At 70.1% G+C, this 25,604-nt stretch carries 22 protein-coding genes; 10 read left to right on the forward strand and 12 right to left on the reverse strand.

Going from position 1 to position 25,604, the window contains the following annotated elements; genetic code table 11:
• Positions 1-328: 328 nt before the first annotated feature.
• From ACQP2O_RS47745 to ACQP2O_RS47760, 4 genes are all read left to right on the forward strand, one after another.
• The gene (locus ACQP2O_RS47745) at positions 329-814 is read left to right on the forward strand and encodes a (2Fe-2S)-binding protein (RefSeq protein ID WP_360892292.1); all 486 of its coding nucleotides are present in this window, start codon (positions 329-331) and stop codon (positions 812-814) included.
• On the forward strand, positions 811-3,267 hold the full coding sequence (locus ACQP2O_RS47750) for a xanthine dehydrogenase family protein molybdopterin-binding subunit (RefSeq protein ID WP_433176265.1): 2,457 nt from the start codon (positions 811-813) through the stop codon (positions 3,265-3,267). Before ACQP2O_RS47745 ends, ACQP2O_RS47750 begins: the two co-directional genes overlap by 4 nt.
• 58 nt (positions 3,268-3,325) lie before the next feature.
• The gene (locus tag ACQP2O_RS47755) at positions 3,326-4,171 is read left to right on the forward strand and encodes an FAD binding domain-containing protein (protein WP_433176266.1); all 846 of its coding nucleotides are present in this window, start codon (positions 3,326-3,328) and stop codon (positions 4,169-4,171) included.
• Positions 4,172-4,394: 223 nt separating this feature from the next.
• Positions 4,395-5,432: an SRPBCC domain-containing protein gene (locus tag ACQP2O_RS47760; protein ID WP_433176267.1), complete on the forward strand. Its 1,038-nt coding sequence runs from the start codon at positions 4,395-4,397 to the stop codon at positions 5,430-5,432.
• Between the two features lie 57 nt (positions 5,433-5,489).
• Here the strand turns inward: ACQP2O_RS47760 and ACQP2O_RS47765 are convergent, their stop codons facing one another.
• Positions 5,490-7,097, reverse strand: coding sequence for a serine/threonine-protein kinase (locus ACQP2O_RS47765; protein ID WP_433176268.1), 1,608 nt, complete (start codon positions 7,095-7,097; stop codon positions 5,490-5,492).
• Between the two features lie 145 nt (positions 7,098-7,242).
• Here ACQP2O_RS47765 and ACQP2O_RS47770 point away from each other — a divergent pair, with 145 nt between their 5' ends.
• Complete coding sequence (locus ACQP2O_RS47770) at positions 7,243-7,461, forward strand: hypothetical protein (RefSeq protein WP_433176269.1); 219 nt, start codon at positions 7,243-7,245, stop codon at positions 7,459-7,461.
• A 236-nt stretch (positions 7,462-7,697) separates the two neighbouring features.
• On the opposite strand, the gene guaA is transcribed toward ACQP2O_RS47770, so the two are convergent.
• A complete protein-coding gene (guaA, locus tag ACQP2O_RS47775) occupies positions 7,698-9,269 on the reverse strand; it encodes a glutamine-hydrolyzing GMP synthase (RefSeq protein WP_433176270.1) in 1,572 nt (523 codons plus the stop codon).
• A 214-nt stretch (positions 9,270-9,483) separates the two neighbouring features.
• Here guaA and ACQP2O_RS47780 point away from each other — a divergent pair, with 214 nt between their 5' ends.
• A complete protein-coding gene (locus tag ACQP2O_RS47780) occupies positions 9,484-10,395 on the forward strand; it encodes a zinc metalloprotease (protein ID WP_433176271.1) in 912 nt (303 codons plus the stop codon).
• Positions 10,396-10,464: 69 nt separating this feature from the next.
• Positions 10,465-11,169 carry a DNA alkylation repair protein gene (locus ACQP2O_RS47785; protein WP_433176272.1) on the forward strand — a complete coding sequence of 235 codons (705 nt, stop codon included), beginning with the start codon at positions 10,465-10,467 and terminating at the stop codon, positions 11,167-11,169.
• On the opposite strand, the gene ACQP2O_RS47790 is transcribed toward ACQP2O_RS47785, so the two are convergent.
• The 4 genes from ACQP2O_RS47790 to ACQP2O_RS47805 all read right to left on the reverse strand — a co-directional run bounded on the left by ACQP2O_RS47790 (position 11,157) and on the right by ACQP2O_RS47805 (position 15,930).
• Positions 11,157-11,936, reverse strand: coding sequence for a hypothetical protein (locus tag ACQP2O_RS47790; RefSeq protein ID WP_433176273.1), 780 nt, complete (start codon positions 11,934-11,936; stop codon positions 11,157-11,159). The genes ACQP2O_RS47785 and ACQP2O_RS47790 overlap by 13 nt on opposite strands.
• A 337-nt stretch (positions 11,937-12,273) precedes the next feature.
• Positions 12,274-12,498 (reverse strand): hypothetical protein, encoded by a 225-nt coding sequence (locus tag ACQP2O_RS47795; protein ID WP_433176274.1) that lies wholly within the window; start codon positions 12,496-12,498, stop codon positions 12,274-12,276.
• 124 nt (positions 12,499-12,622) lie between these two features.
• Positions 12,623-14,344: a GMC oxidoreductase gene (locus ACQP2O_RS47800; RefSeq protein ID WP_433176275.1), complete on the reverse strand. Its 1,722-nt coding sequence runs from the start codon at positions 14,342-14,344 to the stop codon at positions 12,623-12,625.
• Between the two features lie 8 nt (positions 14,345-14,352).
• Positions 14,353-15,930, reverse strand: a complete 1,578-nt coding sequence (locus ACQP2O_RS47805; protein ID WP_433176276.1) for a succinic semialdehyde dehydrogenase — start codon at positions 15,928-15,930, stop codon at positions 14,353-14,355.
• 200 nt (positions 15,931-16,130) lie between these two features.
• Between ACQP2O_RS47805 and ACQP2O_RS47810 the strand changes: the two genes are divergently transcribed.
• Complete coding sequence (locus tag ACQP2O_RS47810; protein WP_433176277.1) at positions 16,131-16,781, forward strand: TetR family transcriptional regulator; 651 nt, start codon at positions 16,131-16,133, stop codon at positions 16,779-16,781.
• A gap of 245 nt (positions 16,782-17,026) precedes the next feature.
• Here the strand turns inward: ACQP2O_RS47810 and ACQP2O_RS47815 are convergent, their stop codons facing one another.
• Complete coding sequence (locus ACQP2O_RS47815) at positions 17,027-18,280, reverse strand: phospholipase D-like domain-containing protein (protein ID WP_433176278.1); 1,254 nt, start codon at positions 18,278-18,280, stop codon at positions 17,027-17,029.
• Positions 18,281-18,462: 182 nt separating this feature from the next.
• On the opposite strand from ACQP2O_RS47815, the gene ACQP2O_RS47820 reads away from it, so the two are divergent.
• Entirely contained in the window at positions 18,463-18,687 is a 225-nt protein-coding gene (locus ACQP2O_RS47820) for a hypothetical protein (protein WP_433176279.1), read from the forward strand.
• Here ACQP2O_RS47820 and ACQP2O_RS47825 read toward each other — a convergent pair.
• From ACQP2O_RS47825 to guaB, 5 genes are all read right to left on the reverse strand, one after another.
• The gene (locus tag ACQP2O_RS47825; protein WP_433176280.1) at positions 18,615-19,388 is read right to left on the reverse strand and encodes an SDR family NAD(P)-dependent oxidoreductase; all 774 of its coding nucleotides are present in this window, start codon (positions 19,386-19,388) and stop codon (positions 18,615-18,617) included. The genes ACQP2O_RS47820 and ACQP2O_RS47825 overlap by 73 nt on opposite strands.
• 167 nt (positions 19,389-19,555) lie before the next feature.
• Complete coding sequence (locus ACQP2O_RS47830; protein ID WP_433176281.1) at positions 19,556-20,506, reverse strand: RNA polymerase sigma factor; 951 nt, start codon at positions 20,504-20,506, stop codon at positions 19,556-19,558.
• Positions 20,507-20,559: 53 nt separating this feature from the next.
• The gene (locus ACQP2O_RS47835; protein ID WP_433176282.1) at positions 20,560-22,314 is read right to left on the reverse strand and encodes a glycerol-3-phosphate dehydrogenase/oxidase; all 1,755 of its coding nucleotides are present in this window, start codon (positions 22,312-22,314) and stop codon (positions 20,560-20,562) included.
• 96 nt (positions 22,315-22,410) lie between these two features.
• Positions 22,411-23,523, reverse strand: coding sequence for a GuaB3 family IMP dehydrogenase-related protein (locus tag ACQP2O_RS47840; RefSeq protein WP_433176283.1), 1,113 nt, complete (start codon positions 23,521-23,523; stop codon positions 22,411-22,413).
• Between the two features lie 57 nt (positions 23,524-23,580).
• Positions 23,581-25,083, reverse strand: coding sequence for an IMP dehydrogenase (guaB, locus tag ACQP2O_RS47845; RefSeq protein ID WP_433191408.1), 1,503 nt, complete (start codon positions 25,081-25,083; stop codon positions 23,581-23,583).
• A 132-nt stretch (positions 25,084-25,215) separates the two neighbouring features.
• On the opposite strand from guaB, the gene ACQP2O_RS47850 reads away from it, so the two are divergent.
• Positions 25,216-25,602: a DUF5319 domain-containing protein gene (locus ACQP2O_RS47850; RefSeq protein WP_360892247.1), complete on the forward strand. Its 387-nt coding sequence runs from the start codon at positions 25,216-25,218 to the stop codon at positions 25,600-25,602.
• The last annotated feature ends 2 nt before the right edge of the window (positions 25,603-25,604 follow it).

A 25,604-nucleotide genomic window follows, 5' to 3' on the forward strand; every position in this document is an offset into this window, starting at 1 on the left:
ACGTTGAAACACACGCCTCCTGCCACTGGAGCCAGTGATGTCGCGTAATCGTGCGAAACGCATCCGACGAGCCAGCGCCAAGATCCGCCGCAAGCACCGCGAGGGCGCCCGGCGCAGCCACAAGGTGAACACGCACCACCGGTTCAACCACGGCTGACGCCCCGCGTCCGAACCGTGCTCCGGGGACCGCTGCGCGCCGCCCCGGCCTGGACGTCGGCACCCGTACGACGTCGGCGCCCGTGGGGCGGTCGAGCACGGGCTCGGCGCGCCCGAACGGCCTCCCCGGATCCGCCTGTCCGTGTCCGAAACGCACTTCCTGGGAGGACGAATGCCGCGTGTGTCGGTGGACGTCGACGGTGTCAAGTACGAAGACGAGGTCGAGCCACGCCTATTGCTCGTGCACTACCTACGCGAACGGCTCGGCAAGGTGGGCACCCCCATCGGCTGCGACACGTCCAACTGCGGGGCCTGCACCGTCCTGATGGACGGCCTCAGCGTCAAGAGCTGCTCCGTCCTCGCCGTCCAGGCGGACGGCCATGAGATCACCACCATCGAGGGCCTGGGCGACGGGCAGAACCTCCACCCCCTGCAGCAGGCGTTCCACGAGGAGCACGCGCTGCAGTGCGGCTACTGCACCCCGGGCATGATCATGGCCGCGCTGGACCTGCTGCGGGAGAACGCCGACCCGTCCGATGAGGAGATCCGCGACGGGCTCGAAGGCAACCTGTGCCGCTGCACCGGGTACCAGAACATCGTCCGCGCGGTCCACCGGGCCGCGGGCGGCATGCGGCAGGCCGAGGAGGCCCGGTCATGAGCGAGGTCGTGTCAGAAGCCGTCGCCGGGCAGGTCACGCCGGACGCGACCGGCGAGGTCGGGCGGGCCCGGAAGCGTTCGGAGGACGCCCGGCTGATCACCGGGAAGACCAACTGGACCGACAACATCCAGCTGCCCGGCCTGCTCCACGTGGCGTTCCTGCGCAGCCCGATGAGCCACGCCCGGATCAGCCGGATCGACGTCGAAGCCGCCCGCGCGCGGCCCGGGGTGATCGCCGTCGTCACCGGCGCGGACCTCGCCGACGAGCAGGGCAGCCTGCCGTGCGCGTGGCCGGTCACCGAGGACATGGTCCTGCCCGACCACCCGCCGATCGCGGTCGACGAGGTGCGGTACGTCGGCGAACCGGTCGCCGCCATCGTGGCCCGGGACCGGTACGCCGCCACCGACGCACTGGAGGCCATCGACGTCGACTACGAGGCGCTGCCGGCCGTCGTCGACATGGAGCAGGCGATCACGGAGGGCGCCGACCTCGTCCACGCCGACAAGGGCACGAACAAGAGCTACACGTGGGTCTTCGAGGCCGGTGACCTGGGCGCGGCGTTCCGGGACGCGCCCGTGGTCGTCGAGCGCCGCTACGTCCAGCAGCGGCTGATCCCGACGGCCATGGAGCCCCGCGCCGTGGTCTGCTCGGCCGTCGGCGACGAGTACACGCTCTGGTCGGCCACGCAGATCCCGCACATCCTGCGGCTGATGCTCGCCACGGTCACCGGCATCCCCGAGCACCGGCTGCGGGTGATCGCGCCGGACGTCGGTGGCGGGTTCGGCTCGAAGCTGCAGGTGTACGGCGAGGAGGTCGTCTGCCTGCTGCTGGCCAAGCGCCTCGGCCGCCCGGTCAAGTGGACCGAGTCGCGCAGCGAGGGCAACATGGCCGTCCACCACGGCCGCGACCAGATCCAGCGGCTGTCCCTGGCCGCCGACCGCGACGGCCGGATCCGCGGCCTGAAGGTCGACCTGCTCGCCGACATGGGCGCCTACCTGATGCTGGTCACGCCCGGCGTTCCGCTGCTCGGGGCGTTCATGTTCAACGGCATCTACAAGATGGACGCCTACTCCTTCACCTGTAGTGGGGTGTTCACGAACAAGACGCCGACCGACGCGTACCGGGGTGCGGGCCGGCCCGAGGCGACGTTCGGCATCGAGCGGATGATGGACGAGCTCGCCGCCGAGCTCGACCTGGACCCCTTGGAGGTACGCCGGCGCAACTGGATCCGGCACGAGGAGTTCCCGTACGACACGATCTCCGGGCTGACCTACGACTCCGGCAACTACGAGGCCGCCACCGAGAAGGCGATGCGGCTGTTCGACTACGACAAGCTGCGCGCCGAACAGGCCGACCGGCGCGACCGCGGCGACCCCGTCCAGCTCGGCATCGGCGTGTCGACCTTCACCGAGATGTGCGGGCTCGCGCCGTCACGGGTCCTCGGCTCGCTGGCGTACGGCGCGGGCGGCTGGGAGCACGCGTCCGTACGGATCCTGCCGTCCGGGAAGGTCGAGGTCGTCACCGGGTCCTCCGCCCACGGGCAGGGGCACGAGACCGCGTGGGCGCAGATCGCCGCCGACCGGCTCGGCGTGCCGTTCGAGGACGTCCGGGTCCTGCACGGGGACACGGGCATCTCACCGAAGGGCATGGACACGTACGGCTCGCGGTCCCTCGCCGTCGGCGGGGTCGCGCTCTACAACGCCTGCGACAAGGTGGTCGACAAGGCGCGCCGGATGGCCGCGCACCTGCTCGAGGCCGCCGAGGGCGACCTCGAGTTCTCCGGCGGATCGTTCAAGGTCAAGGGCGTCCCCGGCCAGAGCCGTACGCTGCAGGAGGTCGCGCTGGCGGCGTTCGCGGCGCACGACCTGCCCGAGGGGTTCGAGCCGTCCCTGGACTCCGACGCCACCCACGACCCGGACAACTTCTCCTTCCCGCACGGCACGCACCTGTGCGCGGTGGACGTCGACACCGAGACCGGGTTCGCGAAGATCCGCTCGTACGTCGCCGTCGACGACGTCGGGAAGGTCGTCAACCCGCTGATCGTCGAGGGACAGGTGCACGGCGGCCTCGCACAGGGCATCGCGCAGGCGCTGTACGAGGAGGCGGTGTACGACGCCGACGGCAACCTGACGACGACCACGATGGCCGACTACCTCGTCCCGTCAGCGGCCGACCTGCCGACCTTCACCACCGACCGCACCGAGACACCGGCGACCACCAACCCGCTCGGCGTCAAGGGCGTCGGCGAGGCCGGCACGATCGCCTCGACGCCGGCCGTCGTCGGCGCGATCGTCGACGCCCTCCGCCCGTACGGGGTCGACGACGTGCCGATGCCCTGCACGCCCGAACGCGTCTGGCGCGCCCTGCACACCGCACGCGGACAGACTCCACCCGAAGGCGCGCCTTCGCCAGGTGCCGGCGGCGGTCTCGGACCAGCGGGAGGTGCGGAATGATCCGCCACGCCAGCGTCCAGGAACGGCAGCGCCCGCTCGGATCCGCAGGAGGTGCGGCATGATCCCGGCACCGTTCGAGTACGTCCGGCCGTCCTCGCTCGGCGACGCCGTCGCCGCGCTCCGCGAGGCGGACGAGGAGGGCAAGGTACTGGCCGGCGGGCAGAGCCTGATGCCGCTGCTGCGCCTGCGCCTCGCCTACCCCGAGGTGCTCATCGACGTCTCGGCCGTCCCGGAGCTGCGCGGCGTGCGCGACGACGGCGACTCGGTCTTCGTCGGGGCCATGACCACGCACTACGAGGTGCTCCGCGATCCGCTGATCCGCGCGCACGCCCCGCTGCTCGCTGCGGCGACCTCCACCGTCGCCGACCCCGCCGTACGCCACCGGGGCACCTTGGGCGGGTCCCTCGCGCACGCCGACCCGGCGGGCGACCTGCCCGGCGTCGTCCTCGCCATGGACGGGGTGTTCGTCACGTCGGCACGGGAGATCCCGGCGGGCGACTTCTTCGCCGACTACCTGACGTCGGCGCTGGAACCCGACGAGATCCTCCTCGGTGTCCGGCTGCCGAAGGCCTACACGGGCTGGGGTTTCCACTACGAGAAGTTCCACCGCACGGCGCAGGCCTGGGCGATCGTCGGGGTCGCGTGCCTCGTCCGGCGCACGGACGGCGAGGTCGCCGAGGCGCGGATCGGCCTGACGAACATGGGGCCGACGCCGGTCCGGGCGTACGCCGTGGAGACGGCCGTCGCGGATGGCCCGGCGTCTCGGGAGGCGTTCCGAACGGCGGCCCAGGACGCCCCCGACGGCACCAGCCCACCCAGCGACCTGCACGGTTCGGCGGAGTACCGACGGCATCTCGCCCAGGTCCTCACCGCCCGCGCCCTGGCGACCGCATCGGGCCTCTGAGCCACCGGTGTTGCTCCGCTCGCCCCGGGAAGGTCTCCCGGTGTGAGCGGAGTGCGGCGCCGTGTGGGACGCGGCGGGCGACATCCGCCGGGCCGGCCCCGCCGTCGGCCCGGGGCATGTCGTCCGCGCGCGGCCGGGACGGGTCCTCGCCACATTCAGTGGCGTATGCGGCGAAGACCACCGTAATGTCGCCCGCAGACCACCGATCACGAGGAGGCAAGGCATGGAACTCGACCACGAGTTCACCGTTCCGGTGCCGGTGGAACAGGCCTGGCAGGTGCTGCTCGACGTGGAGCGCATCGCGCCCTGCATGCCCGGAGCGGCGCTCGACGCGGCCGAGGCCGACGAGTTCACCGGCCGCCTCAAGGTGCGCCTCGGCGCGATGACCATCACCTACCGGGGCACCGCCCGCATCTCATCCCGTGACGACGAGGCCCACACGGTCACGATCGAGGCGTCCGGCAAGGAAGCCCGTGGTTCGGGCACCGCCGCAGCGACGGTGCAGGCCACGCTGCACGAGGAGGACGGACACACCCGGGTCGCCGTCCACACCAAGCTGAACGTCACGGGACGTCCCGCGCAGTTCGGCCGGGGCATCCTCGCCGAGGTCGGCGGCAAGCTGATCGGTCGCTTCGCCGACAACCTCGCCACCGAGCTGGCGAGCGAGCAGCCGGCCGCCGCCGAGACGGCGGGCGAGACCGCCGCGGGCACGCCGACCGCGAGCGAGGCCGCCGCTCCCGCCGAGGCCAGGATCGAGGCGGAGACCTCCACCGCGGCCACCACAGAAGACGCCGTCCCCGCGCAGCCCGCGACGAGCGCCCCCGCCGAGACGCCGGCCGGTACCCCGCAGCCGGCCGCGGCCGATGCTCCGGCCGAGACGGCACCCAGTACGCCGGAACAGGCCACGGCCGAGACGGCGCCCGGCGCGCCGGAACGGGCTGCGGGCGACGCTCAGGCCGAGGCGGCGACCGGTGCGCCGGAGCGCGCCGCTGCCGAGACGGCGCCCGGTGCCCCCGAGGAGACGGCGACCGGGAACGGGGCCGGCGTCCCTGCGAAGTCGGCCGCGAAGGCCGCCCGCGCGCCGGAGAAGGCCACCACGAGCAAACCCGTCGGTGCCCCGGCGGCCCGGCCCGAGGCGGAGCCGATCAACCTGCTCGAGGTCGCCGGGCCCTCGGTCGCCAAGCGGGTCGTGCCGCTGGTCGCCGGACTGGCGCTGCTGCTGATCCTCTGGCGCCTCATCCGCCGGAGCGGCGAACGCTGAGGGCTCGTCGCGCCGCGCTCGGCCAGGCCTTCCTGATCCGTTCTGCCGGAGGTCCGTTCACTGCTTCCAGTAGACGCCACGAGGGTGGTCATAGGTATCAGAACTGCCTTGCACCCATTCGACGCCGGTCATCTCGATACCAGTTGGTACGAGGAACAACGCGCATGGCTGGTAAGAGGAGCCCTTGGGCAGTTGGCCATTGTTGGGCGGGCTGTCCGCGCATTTGGGGAAGGCGACGTGGGGCTGGGTCGAGATGGTGAACGCCCCGCCCGGAAGTACGGCGTCCATGTTGATCGAGGTACCGGAGAGGTCGGGGACGCCACCGCCGAGATTCTTGACCGTGTATCGGACGTAGAAGGGCGTCATCCCGTCGGTCTGCTCGCCGGTACCGTTCAAGGCCGCGAGGTCACCGGCCGCACCTTTCTCAATCGAGGTGACGGTGATGGCCAGTTTCTCGGCGCCGCCGTTGAGAAACGGCACCATGGCGGTCTGGCCGATCCGGAAGGTCTGGCCGGGCTTCGCCATTCCAGTCGGGGGCGTTCCCCCGGCCGACGCCGTCTGTTGCGGGCTCACCGAACCACTGCCCTGGCTCGACGGCCGTGACCGAGGCGCCCCCGATGCCGTTTTCTTCCCCGTGGAATCAGGCCACAACGCGAAGGCACCGACGCCGACCAGCGCCAGCCCTGCGAGGCACGCGCCGCCCGCGATGAGGGCACGCCGGTGATCACCTAGCGCATCGCGTCGGCCGACGGGCCCCGAATCGGGAGATGTGTGCGCGAACGGAGGTGCGCCAGCTTGCTCCGGGCCATGGGTGCCGGTGCTGGAGCGCAAGAACGACGCGACGTCCTGGGCGCTCGTGGGCCGGTCGGTTGGGCTCTTGGCGAGCAGGTCGAGGACCAGGCGGTCGAGATGCGGGGGTGTCTCCGGGCGCCTGAGACTCGGTGCCGGCGGAGCCTGGTTGAGATGCTGGTACATGAGAGCATGCAGTTCGCCTCCGCTGAACGGCAGCGATCCGGTGAGCATCTCGTACACGACGCAGCCCAAGGCGTACAGGTCGGTTCGATGATCGGTAGGCTCGGCGCGGAACTGTTCGGGTGCCATGTAGCCAGGGGTCCCCAGGAAAGCGCCGTTCATGGTGAGTCGCGTCGTGGCGTTGACGAGATGCGCGATGCCGAAATCGCAGATCTTGACTCGGCCGTCCGGTGACACGAGCAGGTTCTGCGCTTTGATGTCCCGGTGGACCACTCCACGCCCATGCGCCGCGGCCAGCGCGTCGGCGATCTGTGTTGCGAATGACAGCACCTGTGGGATCGCGAGGCCACCCGGTGACGCTCCGATGAGGGTGCGCAGGTCCCTTCCGTCGAGCAACTCCATCACCAGGAACATCGTCGCGCCGGTCGCATCCTGGTGGACGTCGACGTCGAAGACGACGGTGATGCCGGGATGCTGCAACGCCGCTGCCGTCTCCGCTTCCCGCCGGAACCTCGCCACCGCATTCTGGTCCACGGCCAGATCGGAGGAGAGGACCTTGATGGCGACCGCCCGCCGCAGGCGAAGGTCGGTGCCGTGCCACACCTCCCCCATCCCGCCCCGGCCGAGAGGCGCCTCCAGCTGATATCGGCCGGCGAGCACCAGCCCCGGGTTGAGCTCCAGACCGCTCCGCATGACCTTCTTCCCGTCCGGCGAACAATGTGATCAACGAGCAATCTAAACGATTAGCGTCTCGAATGGGGCCAGGATCGGGGCCCCTTGCGCCGCCGGGATCGCGACCGTATGGACCACACCGGCCGGCGGCCGGCACGGCCGGAGCTTGCCCTTCGCCGTCGCGTCGGCGGCGTCAGGGGGAGGTCGCGACGGCGTCGTGGACGCGCACCCGCCAGCGGCGTGCGCGTACGGCGGCACGGATCTCCTCGTCTACGACCGCGCGACCCACCTGATCGGGGACGAGACGTACGCCACGCTGCCGGCGAGACTGCGGATGAGCGTCATCGGCAACCCGGGCGTGAACAAGGCCGACTTCGAGCTGTGATGCCTCGCCGTGTCGGCGATCAACGGCTGCGGCCGCTGCCTGGAGTTTCATGAGAAGACGCTGCGCGAGCACGCTTCTCGCGGGAGCCGACCCAGGAGGGGCTGCGCATCGCCGCCGTCGTCAACGCGGTCGCCGCCGCACTCGAGGCCGAGGGCGTGCTCACCCCGGCGTGACCCGCCCGCCGCGCACCAGCCGAGGACGACCGGTCGGCGGACGCCGCCGTACGGGCCGGCCCGTCACTCCCACTCGATGGTGCCGGGCGGCTTGCTGGTGATGTCCACGACCACGCGGTTGATCTCGGCGACCTCGTTGGTGATGCGTGTGGAGATCCTCTGCAGCACGTCGTACGGCAGCCGCGCCCAGTCGGCGGTCATGGCGTCCTCGCTGGTCACCGGGCGCAGGACCACGGGGTGGCCGTACGTACGGCCGTCGCCCTGGACTCCGACCGAGCGGACGTCGGCGAGCAGCACGACGGGGAACTGCCAGATGTCGCGGTCGAGGCCGGCGCGCGTGAGCTCTTCGCGGGCGATCGCGTCGGCCTCGCGCAGCACGTCGAGACGCTCTCGCGTCACCGCGCCGATGATCCGGATGCCGAGGCCCGGGCCGGGGAACGGCTGGCGCCAGACGATCTCCGAGGGCAGGCCCAGCTCCTCGCCGAGCCGCCGTACCTCGTCCTTGAACAGGGTCCGCAGCGGCTCCACCAGCGAGAACTGCAGGTCCTCGGGAAGCCCGCCGACGTTGTGATGGGACTTGATGTTGGCCGCGCCGGTGCCGCCGCCGGACTCGACGACGTCCGGGTAGAGCGTGCCCTGGACGAGGAACTCCACGGCCTCGCCGTGCTCCTCGACGATCTCGCGGGCCGCCTCTTCGAAGACGCGGATGAACTCCCGGCCGATGATCTTCCGCTTGGTCTCGGGGTCGGTCACCCCGTCCAGGGCGCCGAGGAAGCGGTCGGCGGCGTCGACGACCTTCAGGTCCACGCCGGTGGCGGCCACGAAGTCCTTCTCGACCTGTTCGGCCTCGCCCTTGCGCAGCAGCCCGTGGTCGACGAACACGCAGGTCAGCCGCGATCCGATGGCGCGCTGCACGAGCGCGCCGGCCACGGCCGAGTCGACGCCACCGGACAGCGCGCAGATCGCCCGCTTGCCGCCGACCTGGGCGCGTACGGCCTCGATGGACTCCTCGGCGATGTTGACCATCGTCCAGGAGGGCCGGCAGCCCGCGGCGGTCAGGAAGTGCTTCAGCACCGTCAGACCGTGCTCGGTGTGCATGACCTCGGGGTGGAACTGCACGCCGTACAGCCCCCGGGCGGGATCCTCCATCGCGGCGACCGGGGCACTCTCGGTGCTGGCCGTCACCGCGAAGCCGACGGGAGGCACGCTGCAGGTGACGCGGTGCGACATCCACACCGACTGCTCGGTGGGCAGCCCCGCCAGCAGCGTGCCCTGCTCGATCACGGTGAGCGGGGTGGCGCCGTACTCGGCGATGTCGGAGTTGGCGACCGTGCCGCCGAGCTCCTTGGCCATCGCCTGGAAGCCGTAGCAGATGCCCAGCGTGGGCACCCCGGCCTCGAACAGGCCGGTGGGCACGGCCGGCGCGCCGGGCTCGTACACCGATGCGGGGCCACCGGACAGGATGATCGCCTTTGGCCGCTTGGCCAGCATCTCCTCGACCGGCATGGTCGAGGGCACGATCTCGCTGAACACGTGGCACTCGCGCACGCGACGGGCGATGAGCTGCGCGTACTGCGCGCCGAAGTCGACAACGAGGACCGTGTCGAAGGACTGCTCGACTGACTCGACGGACACCGAGAACGCCTTTCGGAAGTCGGATCGACCCCAGTCTAGAGGCCCTCTGCCTGCGTGAACGCCGCGGCCGTCCCCACCGGCCGCGCGCGGATGCCGCAGAGACGGCGATACGTCCAGATTTCCCCGGCGCGCTTTAACCGCTTCGAGATCTTCATTTGGCAATATTTCCGGCTTCATCGCTTTTCCTCCGTCCCCCTCCCAGGAGGCCCCCCACATGCGTTCAGCCGCCGCGCTGACCGGATTCGCGTCCCTCACCCTCGCGCTGCTACCGATCAGCGCCGCGTCCGCCGCGACCGCCACTTCCAAAACGGCCGCGTCCTCGTGCACCACCCCGTCCGCCTCCGCGCGCACCATGTCCGCGGGCGTCCACCGCCGCGACAAGAACGACGTCTCCCCCGCCCAGGCCGCCGCCCTGGACCGCGAGCTCAAGACCCTGCTCGCCCACCGCTCGCCCATCTCGATCCAGGCGACCCACAAGATCCCGGTGTACTTCCACGTCATCCGCACCGGAAAGGGCAAGAAGGGCGACATCAGCCGCAAGCACATCGACCAGCAGATCGCCGTCATGAACAAGGCGTACGGCGGGTCGAAGACCGGCTTCTCCTTCGTCCTCAAGGGACGCGACTGGACCACGAACAGCAAATGGTTCAACGCGCCCGACACGTACGAGAAGGCGCTCAAGACGAAGCTGCACAAGGGCACCGCGGGGACGCTCAACCTCTACAGCGCCGCGCTGCCGGACGGTCTGCTCGGCTGGTCGACGTTCCCGTGGCAGTACAAGAGCAAGCCGACGATGGACGGCGTCGTCATCCACTACGCCACGATCCCCGGCGGCTCCCTCACGCACTACAACCTCGGCCAGTCCGCGACGCACGAGACCGGACACTGGCTCGGGCTCTACCACACCTTCGAGGGCGGCTGCGACGCGCCCGGCGACTACGTGAGCGACACCCCGGCCGAGTCCTCGCCGGCATTCAAGTGCCCGACCGGCCGGGACAGCTGCAAGGCGTCGGGCAAGGACCCGATCCACAACTTCATGGACTACTCCTACGACAGCTGCATGACGCAGTTCACCGCGGGCCAGGGCGCCCGCATGCAGAAGGAGTGGGCCGCCTACCGCGGCTGAGCGACCCGACGACGAAGCGGGCGGCATCGGCCGCCCGCTTTTGTCATTGCCGGGGACGATACTGACCCGGTGGATGCCGTCGACACCATCGCCGCCGAGCTCCGGGCCCTCGCCGATCCGGCCCGGGCCGAGCAGGAGAAGCGCTACCTCAAGAGCGACCTGGAGCACATCGGCGTGACCGTGCCGGCGATCCGCAAGCTCGCCGTCCGTGCCGCCACCGGGCTGACCCGCGAGAAGACCCTCGCCCTGACCGACCGGCTCTGGCGCCGACCGGTCCACGAGTGCCGCATGGCCGCGATCGAGGTCCTGATCCGCAACGCGCCCCTGCTGAAGGCGGACGACCTGGCGGTCGCCGAGCGGATGATCCGGGAGTCGCACACCTGGGCGTACGTCGACTTTCTCGCCATCAAGGTGGCCGGCAACCTGGTCCTACGGCACCCGCCGCTCGCCACGACCCTCGACCTGTGGGCGGCCGACGCGAACTTCTGGATCCGCCGCACGGCCATCCTGGCCCTGATCCCGGACATTCGGGCTGGCACCGGCGACCTGACCCGCCTGGCGAAGTACGGGGACGCGCTCATCGAGGAGAAGGAGTTCTTCATCCGCAAGGCGCTGGGCTGGGTGCTACGCGAGCTCTCCAAGAAGGACCCGGACTGGGTCACCACATGGGTCCGCGACCGCACCGACCGCATCTCCGGCGTCACCATCCGCGAGGCCGTCCGCCACCTCCCCGCCTACGACCGCGACGCCCTACTGACCGCCTACCGCTCCTGACCGCCCGCGAAGAGCTCGTCGATGGAGCTCGCGACGGCGGCACGCTTGATCCATGCCTTGATCTCCTCGATATCCGTAGACGCACAGATGCGAGCGCGGGCGCTCTCCGGCAACTCGATTCGTCGAGCCTCCAGCATCGTCAGGAGGGCGTCCACCTCGCCTTCTGTTTTGCCTCGGCCGAAGTGTTCGCGGGCGAAGGGGGTGTTGACGGGCCAGGTCTTGGACACGAGCTCCTCCAGGATGCGTCGAACCGCCGGCGCGGCCATGTTGTAGGCGTGACCATAGTAATACTCAGCGTATTCGGACGTCAGTGAAAGTAGTGCGGCCACGAACGCCTGCAGCACGGGTGCCTGTGACCCGTGCATCATCACCGCCATGGCCGCCAACTCAGGGTGCGCAGCCGCCTCTGCGGAGTCTGTGATGACCGGAACTCGGTCCGGCCCGAAAACCACGGCCTGAAAGGTATAACCGGGCAGCTTGGTCGGGAAGGACTCGGCATAGTAGGCCGCGACGCCCGGGTCGGGACAGACACACAGCACCGTCACCGGGCAGTCGAGGAACAGCCACAACGCCGCCGCATAGCGAGGCAGCTGGCGGCGCTTGCCTTCTGATTTCTCCTGCTGAGCCTCCACGATGATGCCGTGCACCGGCTTCTGCCGGGGGCCGACCGTGATCACCGTGTCGGGTTGGAAGTCCCTCGACGGCCGGTCGTTGAAGTCGTTCGCTTCGACCTGCACGGGCACGGCGTCAGGCAGCTCGATGCCCATCAGGCCACGAAGCACCTCCACGGCGAACTCGGGACGCTCACGGAAGAGGAGGTTGATCCTGTCATGTCGAGGGGACGGCATGGCACGTAAAGTTACAGCATGCTCACGCCCAGTAGTGCACTGGTTTTCGAATCTTACGATGTTCACCGCCACCGTCGATGTCACAGATCTGGCAGACCACACAATTCGCCGGTTTCCGCCAACGACAACGCGGCCGGACCGGCGACGCGTTCGGCGACGCCGGTCCGGGGTTTCGTGAGGGTACTCCCGCCCTGATCCAGGGCCGAGAGGTCCGTGGACGACGGCCGCGGAGGTGGACGGCCGGCCTGATCCGCGGCTACTTGCTGGCGTCCGCGAGGCGGACGATCGCCGCGGCGGCCTGGATGTACTTGTTGTGGCCCAGGTCGCCGATGGTCTTGATGTTGAACGCCTTCTTCAGGGCCTCGGCGTCGCCTTCGCTGATCCCGGCGATGGCGTCCACCGGGGCGTTGAGCAGGCCCTTGAGGTCCGTGTTCTCGTACTGCTTGTCCAGGAGCTTGTCCAGGTCGGCCAAGACTGGCATCCTCCGCACCCCCATCTGCGTCGACTGCGCGGTCCCCGCGCAGTAGGCAACCTTCCCGGAAGGTGTCATCCGGGCACGCTCGGCCGAGGAGATCCTTATTAAGGCATCGGGGACGAAAGGGAAGTCAGGCCGGGGTGATGGGGAGGCGGAGGGCGGCGGGGGCGTCAGCGGGGACGGCCGGGTTCTTGGGAGCGATCGGGGTGAGGCGCGCGTACGGTGCGCCGAGTGCGGGGCGGGGGTCGTCCTCGCCGCGGTTGGGCCAGAAGGCCATGGCGCGTTCGGCCTGGGCGGTGATGGTGAGCGAGGGGTTGACGCCGAGGTTGGCCGAGACGGTGGAGCCGTCCACGATGTGCAGGCCCGGGTGGCCGTGCACGCGGTGGTAGGGGTCGATGACGCCCTCCTCCGGGGAGTTGCCGATGGTGCAGCCGCCGATGAAGTGCGCGGTGGTCGGGATGTCGAACAGGTCGAGCCAGGTGCCGCCCGCGAAGCCGCCCACCTCCTCCGCGAGCATCCGGACCGCGCGGTGGGCCTCCGGGATCCACGTCGGGTTGGGCTCGCCGTGGCCGCGGCGGGCGCGCAGCCCGCGTCCGGTCGGTGACGGCTCCACGGTGATCGAGTTGTCGTTGGTCTGCATGACCAGCGCGATGATCGTCCGCCGTGACCAGTTGCGGAGGTTCGGCAGACGGACCAGGTCCCATGGACGCTTGGCCACCTGTCCGAGGAACCTCGCCCAGCGGGGGGCACGACCGCCGCCGTCGATGAGCAGGGAGCGGAGGGCGCCCATGGCGTTCGAGCCGGGGCCGTAGCGGGTGGGCTCGACGTGGGTGCGCTCGTCCGGGTGGAAGGACGACGTGATCGCCAGACCGCGCGAGTGGTCGTCTCCCTTGCTCCGGAAGCGTTCGGCGCCGAGGATCGCCTCGGAGTTGGTGCGGGTGCGCACGCCGAGGTGATCGGACAGGCGGGGCAGCGTCCCGGTGGTCTTCAGCCGGTGCAGCAGCCGCTGCGTGCCGTACGTCCCGGCGGCGAAGACGACGTGCTCGGCGGTGACGGTGCGCCGCCAGCGCTTCCCGCGCCGCCCGGTGCGCGTGAACTCGACCTCGTACCCGCCGCCGGGGCGCGGCCGTACGGCGGTGACGGTCGTCATCGGCATGATCTTCGCGCCTGCGTGTTCGGCGAGATAGAGGTAGTTCTCGGTGAGCATGTTCTTGGCGCCGACCCGGCAACCGGTCATGCAGGATCCGCACTCGGTGCAGGTCGCGCGGCGTGGTCCGGCGCCGCCGAAGTACGGGTCGTCGACCGGCTTCCCCGCCTCCTCGCCGAACAGAACGCCGACCGGGGTCAGGTGGAAGGTGTCGCCGCGGCCCATCCGGTCGGCGACCCGTTTGATCGCCTGGTCGGCGGAGGTCATGGTCGGGTTGGGCCGGACGCCGAGCATCCGCTTGGCCTGCGCGTAGAACGGGGTGAGCTCGGCCTTCCAGTCGGTGATGTGCCGCCACTGCGGGTCGTCGAAGAACGGCTGCGGCGGCTCGTACAGCGTGTTGGCGTAGACGAGCGATCCTCCGCCGACGCCCGCGCCCGCCATGATCAGGACCCGGGAGCCCTTCTCACCGCGCAGCAGGTGGATGCGCTGGATCCCGGTCATGCCGAGGGCGGGCGCCCAGAGGTACCGGGGCGTGCGCCACGACGTCTTGGGCAGGTCGCGGTGGCGTTCGCCGGGCGCGCCGTCGGGGTCGTCGAAGCGACGGCCGGCCTCCAGCACCGCGACGCGGTACCCCTTCTCGGTGAGGCGCAGCGCGGTGACGCTCCCGCCGAACCCCGATCCGATCACCAGGACGTCGTAGTCCATCTGCGCTCCTACCTGAGGCGAAGGCGTTTCAGCAGCTTCTGGCCCCCCGTGATCACTGCCGCGTAGGTCTCGTACGACATGCCGAGGACCGGTTCGAAGCCGAACCCGTGCTGGCTGGCGATCGTCTGGGCCTCGGTGTAGCGGAGGAGGCCCTCGGCACCGTGCCGCCGGCCGACCCCGGAGTCCTTCATACCGCCCATGGGCGCATCGTACGAACCGTACGCGGACGCGTACCCCTCGTTGATGTTGACGGTGCCCGCCTTGATCCGCGCCGCGAGCCGGCGGCCGCGGGCGACGTCGCGGGTCCAGACGCTGGCGTTCAGCCCGTACGGCGTGGCGTTGGCCAGGCGTACGGCCTCGTCGTCGGAGGAGAGCCGGTACAGCGCGACGACCGGCCCGAAGGTCTCGCCGCCGCAGAGCTCCATCGCGTCGGTGACGTCCTCGAGGACGGTGGGTTCGAAGAAGTACGGCCCGACGCCGGGGCGCGGCCGCCCGCCGGTGAGGACCGTCGCGCCCTTGGCGACGGCGTCCTGCACATGCCGGGTGACCGTGTCGAGCTGGCGCTGGGAGGTGAGAGAGCCCATGTCCGCGTCGAAACCGGCGCCGAGCCGCATGTTCTTGACGCGGTGGACGAAGCGTTCGGCGAACCGGTCGTAGATCTTCTCGTGGACGTACAGCCGCTCGATCGAGATGCAGAGCTGACCGGCGTTGGTGAAGCAGGCGCGGATGGCGCCCTGCGCGGCCTGCTCGACGTCGGCGTCGTCCAGGACGAGCATGGGGTTCTTGCCGCCGAGCTCGAGGGAGTAGCCGATCAGCCGGTGCGCGGCCTTGTCCGCGATCGCCCGCCCGCCCCGGGTGGAGCCGGTGAAGGCGACGTAGTCGGCGCCCTCGATGAGGGGGTCGCCGATGTCCGCGGGATCGCCGACCACCACCTGCCACAGGTCCTCGGGCAGTCCGCACTCGATGAGCAGGTCGAGCGCCCACAGGGTGGACAGCGCGGTCTGGGTGTCCGGCTTGTGCACGACCGCGTTGCCGGCGAGCAGGGCGGGCGCCGCGTCGGTCAGGCCGAGCGCGAGCGGGTAGTTCCACGGCGAGATGACGCCGACCACGCCCTTGGGGTGGCGGAGCTCGATGGTGCGGGTGGCGACGGGCATGATGCCCTGGCGGCGGCGCGGCCGGAGCAGGCCGGGGGCCCGTCGCGCGTGGTAGAGCGTGGACCCCGCGGCGTCGAGGACCTCCTCGAAGGCGTGGCGACGCGCCTTCCCGGTCTCCAACTGGACGAGGTCGAGAATCTCCGCGCGGCGGTCGAGGATCGCGTCGTGGAACCGCAGGAACGGCTCGGCGCGCCGGGCCGGCGACAGCCGCGCCCACGACTCCTGGGCGGCGCGGGCGCGTTCGTACGCGGCGGCGACGTCGTCCCCGGTCGAGACGGGCAGGGTGGCGAACGGCTCCCCGGTGAACGGCGCGGCGATCCGTACGGTCGCGTCGCCGGACGCAACACGGCGGGTCAGCCGTTCGACGATCTCGGGAGCGATGTCCGGGACGGTGGCGCGCGCGCCCGTGGACGCCGCTGCGGGTGCGTTCATGGAGGAACTCTAAGACGTGAACCGCGTTCATGGCTACCGATCAGTAATTAATTGCTTGCGTGGTCAGAGCCTCGGGCCCTGTCCCCAATGCCATTTCGGCACGTTCCAGAGTCACCTTGTTCTGCATTTGCTGGCTCGGATTGCGGTCCACGGTGTATTCCGGAGAAGGAGGCGAGGATGGACGACGACGAGGGGGAAGAATGATCTCTGACCCGGGCGAGTCCGCTGTCACGGACGAGGCCCGCACACCCCGTCAGGAGCGGCGTGCCCAGACCCGGGCCGCTCTCCTCGACGCCGCGGAACGCCTGTGGGCGGAACGCGGAATCCGCGGAGCCTCACTCGACGAGATCGCCGCCCGTGCCGGGCTCACGAAGGGTGCGGTCTACTCCAATTTCGCCAGCAAGGCCGACCTGGTCCTCGCCCTGCTCGAGCGCTACACCCAGGCCGACCCCGGCCTCGGCGCCCTCGCCGACCTGCTCGGCTCCGAGCACTCGCCGGACGAGCGGCGCGCCGCCGCCGGCCGGCAGTACGCCGAGCGGCTGTCCGACGAGGAGACCCGCATGCGGGCGCTCCTGCTGGTCGAGCTCTGGCTGTTCGGGATGCGCGACTTCTCGGCCGGCTGGCGGATCGCCGACTGGTACCACGCCCGCCGGGAGGAGCTCGCCGCCGACTTGGCGGCCGGGTCCTCGGAGATGTCCCCCGAGGACCGGGCGTCCCTCGCGATGGCGATCGAGTTCGGGCTGGCACTGCAGCACCTGCTCGACCCGGAGCGAGTCCCGGCCGAGCTGTACGGCTCCGGCGTCGGCCTCCTGATGGGACCACCGACGGACAACGCACCGCCGGTACCGTGACGGGCGGTGCATCGCCTGGGCCGTGACCCGGCTGACGCACCGCCCGGGCCGCGACCCGGGCGGTGCGCCGCCTGAGCCGTGGCCCGGCCTACACGCCGTTCGAGGCATGCCCCCGGTCGGCACGCCGCCGGGACCGTGACCCCGGCGATGCATCGCCGGGGTCGTGACCCGGTTGACGCCACCGCGTCGTCGTTCTCCTAATGGGACCGCCGACGCGCCGCCGGTACCGTGACCCGGGCGGTGCGTCAGTTGTCGTTCTCGCCGGTGTCGTCGGCGTTGTCCGACTCGACGACGCCGGGGGCGGCGGACCTGGCGTCGGCGGCCGACTTGATCGGCTTGCCATGCGCGAACACCGTGCCGAAGTTGGCGACGTACTCCTTCTCCAGCGTGGCGTCGACGGCGCTGATCATCGCCTCGTCGTGGGCGTGGAAGCCGGGGTCGGTGTAGTTGCTGCTGCCGGTGAAGATGGCCTTCTGCTTCTTGCCCCGGTACCGGCCGTCGACGAGCAGGTACTTGGAATGCTCGTACGCGTGGCCGTTCTCCGGCAGGTAGCGGAGCTCGGGCCCGCCGTGGCGGCCTCCGGCCCTGGTCAGTTCCTTCAGGACCGACTGGCCGACGTGGCCGAACACCACCTGCACCCGGCACCCGGCGTTGTCCAGGTTCCAGAGCCGCTGCGCGATCGGCTGCCAGGTGAAGTGACCCATGACGAGACGGATCCGGGTGCCGCCGGCGCACGACACCATGTCGAGGTGCTGGCTGACCGGATCACCCGACGACCAGGGGAGGAAGTCCAGCCGGTACCTCCCCGCGTGCACGATCCGGTGGTAATTGCCGGTGTGACGCTGCTTGGCGAGGTCGTAGAAGTAACGCCGGTACCCCGCGTACACGCCCGAGTTCCGCAGCACGAGCGCGTCGTTCCACTGCAGGTCACGGGAGTTGTACGTCGCGTTGGCCGAGGTCTGCAGCACGACCTTCTTCGCGCCGCGCGTGGTGGAGAACAGGAAGAACTTGTTGTGGTTGAACTGCGGCCCGATGCAGCCGCGGCCCTTGGCGCAGAGGGTCACCCAGGAGGACTTCTTCCGGTTCGAACCGAGCGCCTTCTTCAACGTCTTGTACGCCTTGTAGCGCGACGACTCGTAATCCAGCACCACCCGGACGTTGACCTTGCGCTTCTTCGCCTTGGCGAGTTGCTTGGCGAGGTCCTTGGTCGAGAAGTGGTACATCGCCACGTAGATGACCGCACCCTTCGGGGTGCCGGAGATCAGCTGAGCGATCTTGGTCGCGATCACGTGCTGCTTGGCCTTGCCGCCCGTCGGCGTGTTGAAGACCGGCCCCGTCCGTACGGCGGTTTTCTGGGCGTCGATGTCGGACCCGGCCGCCCGTACGGCTGCCGCGGCCCGTCCGGTCGTGAGCGGTGCGGCGTCGCCCTCCGCCGCGACTCCGGCGACCAGCAGGCCGGTCGCGAGTACCCCCACCGTGCGCGTCAGCGACTTCGCCACACCAACTCCTGTCCAAACCGGGTTTATGGCGCATTATCACCATTAGCCCGGACACGATACAGGAGTCTCTATGGACATATATCCCCAAAGGGGGCACACGACGAAAACCATACGACCGGAACCGGCCGCTCATGTCTCACATTTCAGGAAACCGGCCCCACGGGATCACGAAGAGCTTCGGGATGCGCGACTTCTCGGCCGGCCGGCGGATCGCCGACTGGTACCACGCCCGCCGGGAGGAGCTCGCCGCCGACCTCGCCGCCGACCTCGCGGCCGGGTCCTCGGAGATGTCCCCCGAGGACCCGGCCTCCCTCGCGATGGCGATCAGCCGGCGTCAGGCCGCGTGGGGATTGCCGCTGGAAGCACCCACTCCCCCGTCCACCCTGATGTGCGCACCGTTGACGTAGCTTGCGTCTTCGCTGGCCAGGAAGGTGATGACGGCGGCCACCTCGGCCGGATCGCCGACCCGGCCCAGCGCCGTCCGGTTGAGGATCGCCGCGAGAATCTCTGCGCTCTCGAACAGCGGCGCGGTCATCTCGGTCGAGATCATGCTGGGGTGCACGGCGTTCACCCGCACTCCCTCGGCGCCGTGATCGAGGGCCATCGCGTTGGTCAGGTTTGCCATCGCGGCCTTGGACGCGTTGTAGGCGGCCATTCCCCAGTCACCGCCCAGAGCTGATGCCGACCCGACGTTGACGATGCTGCCGCCGACGGCGCGCAGATATGGCAGCGCGGCCTTGGAGGCGTAGAACACCCCGTCGGCGTTGATCGACATGGCCTGGTGCCAGGTGGCCGTCCCGACCTGCTCGACGGTTCCCAGGGGGAAGATCCCCGCGTTGTTGACCAGAGCGTCCAAGCGGCCGTGGTCACGGGCCACCCCGTCGATCAGCTGGGTGATCGCCTGTTCGTCCGAGACGTCCACGGCCCGGCCGATCAGCATCGCTCCGCTCGGGGCGTCCGCCACCACCTTGTCCAGCTTGTCCTTGGTCCGCCCGATCAGAACGACAGTCGCGCCCTCGGCACCGAAACGATGCGCGGTGGCGGCACCGATGCCGGATCCGCCACCGGTGACCAGGACGACCCTTCCCTTAAAACGATCTTCGATCATTCCGAGACCTCCTGGTACTGCGCCGAGCCATCGACCAGCGGCCGCCGGGGTCCTGTGCCCTGTCGAACTTCCGGGATGAAGACGGTTGTTGTAGATCTTCGGTCCATGTCGGCAAGATGCGCCGGGAGGCGGGAAAGTTCGCTACGGCGGGAAAATCTCGGTAGAGATCAGGCCGTAAGCGGCTGACCTGCGAAGTGACGAAAGCGCCGCACCCGTCCGTCCTCGATGAAGAGCAGCCAGCACGGCCGTGTCGGACAGTGACCGAGATCGTCGACCGGGTTGCGCACGTCGAGCTCCCAGATCACTATCTCCCGGCTCGCGACGACACTGGCGAGTCTCTGCTGGACTCCGGCCTCCATCGCGGTGTCCACCACCTGGACCAGCGGCGCGATACCTCGCGTCCGATTCCCGTCGGCCCAGAGGGTCTCGACGTCGGGATGCCAGGTCTCTCGCAGAAACTCGCCGAATCGGGCCTGGGCCCCGGCGATCAGAGCGCCCTCCGCCTCCCGCCGGCGCGCGGCGGTGAGTGCCGCCACGTCGTCGTGGGAGGAGGACGAGGCCGCCCGCAGCTCGTGCGACAGCTTCTCCCTGGCCTTGCTCAGCCGGCTACGGACCGTCCCCACGGGCACACCGCACACCGAAGCGATCTGCTCGTAGGACTTCACCTCGGTGAAGTAACGCAGCATCGTCACCAGTCGCAACGGCGGGGACAAGCGCTCCAGCGCATGCCACACCCAGTCTCGGGCGACATGGTGTTCGACCAGCTCTGCGGGATCGCCGTACTCGAGCTTCGACACCGCGGCCATGTCGGCCACAGGGATCGGCGTCGGTGCTCGCAGCCACATGCGGCAGCAGTTGCGGACGATGGCCTTCAGCCACGGCCCGACCGAATCGGGATTCCGCACGTCCCCTATCCGGCTCAATGCCGTGAGCATGGCGTCCTGGACCGCGTCCTCCGCCTCCGCCGGGTCGCCGAGCAGGCTCAACGCGACCGCCATCATCCCGGCACGATGCCGCGCGAACAGCTGCTCAAAACCGGACACATCGCCTGACTGCGCCAGCCGGACCAGTTCCCCGTCCACTCGATCATCAACGATCGCGAGCTTCTGATGACGCATTCGGCCCCCTTGCTTACCGACGTGACGTCGCACCCAGTTGACATCGGTCAGCGTCAGGAAACCTCGGGAGAGGCGGTCGGGACGATCTCCGGGGCCCCACGCCGGGTAGCGTCGGCCTCCTGGTCGTCGACCTGCGCCTGAGAGTCGCGCTCGGCCTCCACGCGCTTGTGGTAGTACTCGATCTCCCGCTCGGTCTGTTCCTTCGACCAGCCGAGCTCGGGCGCGACGAGTTCGGCGGCCTCCCGCGCCGCGCCGACGCCACGATCCCACGTCTCGATCGAGATGCGCGTCCGCCGGGTCAGCACGTCGTTGAGGTGCCGGGCGCCCTCGTGGCTCGCGGCGTAGACGACCTCGGCGCGCAGGTAGTCCTCGGCGCCTTCGAGGGGCTTGCCGAGGTCCGGCCGCTCCTCGATGAGGGTGAGCAGGTCCTCGATCAGCGTGCCGTACCGCCGCAGCAGGTGCTCGATGCGCGCGACGTGCAGCCCCGAACTCTCCGCCAGGCGGTGGCGGGAGTTCCAGAGCGCCTGGAAGCCGTTGCCACCGACCAGGGCGATCTGGTCGGTGCAGGATCCGGGCACCTTGCCGTCCAGTCCGTGGGCGACCGCGTCGACGGCGTCCTTGGCCATCACCCGGTAGGTGGTGTACTTCCCGCCCGCGATGACGACCAGGCCCGGCACCGGGTGGGCGACGACGTGCTCCCGGGAGAGCTTCGAGGTCTCCTCCGACTCCCCCGACAGCAGCGGGCGCAGCCCGGCGTACACCCCCTCGACGTCATCGTGGGTGAGGGGCACGTTGAGCACGGCGTTGACGTGTTCGAGGACGTAGTCGATGTCGGCCTTGGACGCGGCCGGATGAACCTTGTCGAGGTCCCAGGCCGTATCGGTCGTGCCGATGATCCAGTGCCGGCCCCACGGGATCACGAAGAGCACGGACTTCTCCGTGCGCAGGATCACACCGCTGGAGGAGTGGATGCGGTCCCGGGGCACCACCAGGTGCACGCCCTTGGACGCGCGGACGTGGATCTGGCCGCGCCCGCCGACGAGCTCCTGGATGTCGTCGGTCCACACGCCGGTCGCGTTGACCACCTGCTTGGCGCGGACGTCGAGCTCCCGATCCGCCTCCAGGTCCCGGATCCGGACGCCGGTCACCCGCTCGCCCTCCCGCAGGAACCCGACGGCCTGCGCGCGGGAGACGATCCGGGCGCCGTACGCCGCCGCCGTGCGCAGCACCATCATCACGTAGCGAGCGTCGTCGACCTGGGCGTCCCAGTACTGGATCGCGCCCACGAAGGCGTCACGCCGCAGCGACGGCGCGACGCGGAGGGCCTGCGTACGCGTCAGGTGCCGGTGATGCGGCACCCCGCGGTCCCGCCCCATCGAGAGGGACATCCCGTCGTACAGGGCCACACCGGCCCCGATGTAGGCCCGCTCCCACACGTGATGGGTCATCGGGAACAGGAAGGGCACCGGCTTGACGAGGTGCGGCGCGATGCGGCCCAGCAGCAGCCCGCGCTCGGTCAGCGCCTCGCGGACCAGCTCGAAGTCGCGCTGTTCGAGATAGCGCAGCCCGCCGTGGATCAGCTTCGACGACCGTGAGGACGTCCCGGAGGCGAAGTCACGGACCTCCACCAATGCCACGCTCAGACCACGCGTCGCCGCGTCCAGCGCCACGCCGGCGCCCACGATGCCGCCGCCCACGACGACGACGTCGAACTCCTCGCCGCTCCCGATCCGGTCCAGCGCGGCCGTACGCTCCGCCGGACCGAGACGCGACCTGTTGACCTCGTTCTCGGGCTCCCCAACCGCCATGGCGCACTCCCTCGGACGTCTGCGGTGACCACGCTACGTCGCTACCTCATCCGTCACAAAACGCTTACCCAGCGACGGGGGGCGCCAAATGCGGTGTCAGTGCGGAGCGACGACGACCTGGACGCGCTGGAACTCCTTCAGGTCGGAGTAGCCGGCGGTCGCCATGGCCCGCCGGAGCGCGCCGATGAGGTTCATCGAACCGTCGGCGACGTTCGACGGGCCGAACAGGATCTGCTCGAGCGTGCCGATCGAACCGAGCTCGACCCGCTTGCCGCGCGGCAGCTCATCGTGGTGCGCCTCACTGCCCCAGTGGTAGCCCCGGCCCGGCGACTCCGTCGACCGCGCGAACGGCGACCCGACCAGGACCGCGTCGGCGCCGACCGCGAAGGCCTTGGCGATGTCGCCGGACTGCCGCATGCCACCGTCGGCGATCACGTGGACGTACCGGCCGCCGGACTCGTCGAGGTAGTCGCGCCGGGCCGCCGCGACGTCCGAGATGGCCGTCGCCATCGGCACCGCGACACCGAGGACCGTACGGGTCGTGTGCCCGGAGCCGCCGCCGAAGCCCACGAGGACCCCGGCCGCGCCGGTGCGCATCAGGTGCAGCGCGGCGGTGTAGGTCGAGCAGCCACCGACGATCACCGGGACGTCGAGGTCGTAGATGAACTGCTTGAGGTTGAGCGGCTCGGCCCGCCCGGAGACGTGCTCGGCGCTGACCGTGGTGCCGCGGATCACGAACAGGTCGACGCCCGCGTCGATGACCGACTTGTGGTACTGCGCGGTGCGCTGCGGCGACAGCCGGGCCGCCACGGTGACGCCCGCGTCCCGGATCTCCTCGATCCGCCGCCCGATCAGGTCCTCCTTGATCGGCTCGGCGTACAGCTCCTGGAGCCGCCGCGTCGCCGTCGCGTCGTCCAGCGACGCGATCTCGGCCAGCAGCGACTCGGGGTTCTCATAGCGGGTCCACAGCCCCTCGAGGTCGAGCACGGCCAGGCCACCAAGCCGCCCGATGGCGATCGCCGTCGCCGGGCTGACCACGCTGTCCATCGGGGCGACGACCAGCGGCATCTCGAAGCGGTAGGCATCGATCTGCCACGCGACGCTGACCTCCTCCGGGTCGCGCGTGCGCCGCGACGGGACGATGCCGATCTCGTCGAGCGCGTACGCCCGCCGACCGCTCTTGCCCCGCCCGATCTCGACCTCAGCCATGTACGTCCTCTCCCATGCTGCGGCCGTGACCACGACGGGTCACGGCCGGTGAAACTCTCAGCGGACCTGGTAGTTGGGGGCTTCTACCGTCATCTGGATGTCGTGCGGGTGGCTCTCCCGCAGGCCCGCCCCGGTGATCGGCATCAGCACGCCGTTGGCCTTCAGGTCGGCGACGGTGCGCGAGCCGGTGTACCACATGGCCTGGCGCAGGCCGCCGATGAGCTGGTGGCCGACGGCCGCGACCGGACCCCGGTAGGGCACCTGGCCCTCGATGCCCTCGGGGATCAGCTTGTCCTCGCTGGCGACCGTGTCCTGGGAGTAGCGGTCCTTGCTGAACGACCCGCCGCGCTCGCGGTTCTTCATCGCGCCGAGCGAGCCCATGCCCCGGTAGGTCTTGTACTGCTTGCCGTTGATGAAGATCAGCTCGCCGGGGCTCTCCTCGCAGCCCGCGAGCAGCGATCCCAGCATCACCGTGTCGGCGCCCGCGGCGATCGCCTTGGCGATGTCGCCGGAGTACTGCAGGCCGCCGTCGCCGATCACCGGCACCCCGGCGGGGGCGCACGCCAGCGCGGCCTCGTAGATCGCGGTCACCTGGGGAGCGCCGACACCGGCGACCACGCGCGTCGTACAGATGGAGCCCGGGCCGACGCCGACCTTCACCGCGTCGGCACCCGCGTCGACGAGCGCCTGCGCCCCGGCCCTGGTCGCGATGTTGCCGGCGATGACGTCGACGTGGCTGTTGGCCTTGAGCTTGGCGACCATGTCGATCATGCCGCGCGAGTGACCGTGCGCGGTGTCCACCACCAGCGCGTCGACGCCCGCCTCGATCAGCGCCTTGGCGCGCTGCTCGGCCTCCGGCCCCACGCCGACGCCCGCGCCGACGACGAGCCGACCGGCCGCGTCCTTCGTCGCCAAGGGGTACTGCTCGCTCTTCGTGAAGTCCTTCACCGTGATCAGGCCGCGCAGCCGGCCGGCGCCGTCGACGAGCGGGAGCTTCTCCACCTTGTTGGCGCGCAGCAACCCGAACGCCTCGTCACGGGAGACCCCGACCGGCGCGGTGACCAGCGGCATCTTGGTCATCACCTCGCGCACCGGGCGCGCGGCGTCCGTCTCGAAGCGCATGTCCCGGTTCGTGACGATGCCGACGAGGACGCCGTCGGCGTCGGTCACCGGGACACCGGAGATGCGGTAGTGGGCGCACAGCGCCTCGACGTCGGCGAGCGTGTCGTCCGGCGAACAGGTCACCGGGTTGTTGACCATGCCCGCCTCGGAGCGCTTGACGAGGTCGACCTGCTGGGCCTGCTCGTCGATCGGCAGGTTGCGGTGCAGCACGCCGAGGCCGCCCTGCCGCGCCATGGCGACGGCCATCCGCGCCTCGGTGACGGTGTCCATCGCCGCGGACACCAGCGGGATGCGCAACGTGATCGACCGCGACAGGCGCGTCGTCGTGTCGGCGTCACCCGGCGCGAGATCGGAGTACGCGGGCACGAGCAGCACGTCGTCGTACGTGAGGCCCTGCGGGGCGAACTTGGCGGACTCGGGCGCGGAAGTCATGGGCATCATCCGGAAAGGGTCGCGGTGTCGGGCCTGATCAGCGGAGCGTTGACCCCATCCTAGTCGGGGCCTCCTAACGCCCGCGAAGGGTCGCGACAAGGAACGAATCGGCGGCCGTTACTCGGGTAGCGTGGGTTTGTGCACGATGACGCTCCGCTCGACCCGTTCGCGAACGATCCCGAGGATCCGGCCGCCGCGCTCGGCGATCCGAGCGACGAGACCGCTCCGCTGAGCACGACGGAGCGGGAGGACGTGCTGGCCGACCTCGCCGACCTGGAGGTCTTCCGCGCCCTGCTCGAGCCGCTGGGCATCAAGGGGCTGACCGTCGACTGCGGCGACTGCGGCAGGGCCCACCACATCGACTGGGATCTCCTGCACGGCAACCTGCGTCACCTGCTCGACGAGGGGCTGCCCCGCGTCCACGAGCCCGCGATCGCCGCCGCCCCGGAGGACTACGTCAGCTGGGAGTACGCCCGCGGCTACGTGGACGGCGTCATCGACAGTGAGGAAGGCCACTCGAACTGAGG

Origin of the sequence: Actinoallomurus sp. CA-150999 (assembly GCF_050942425.1) — a bacterium.
Taxonomy (GTDB): domain Bacteria; phylum Actinomycetota; class Actinomycetes; order Streptosporangiales; family Streptosporangiaceae; genus Actinoallomurus.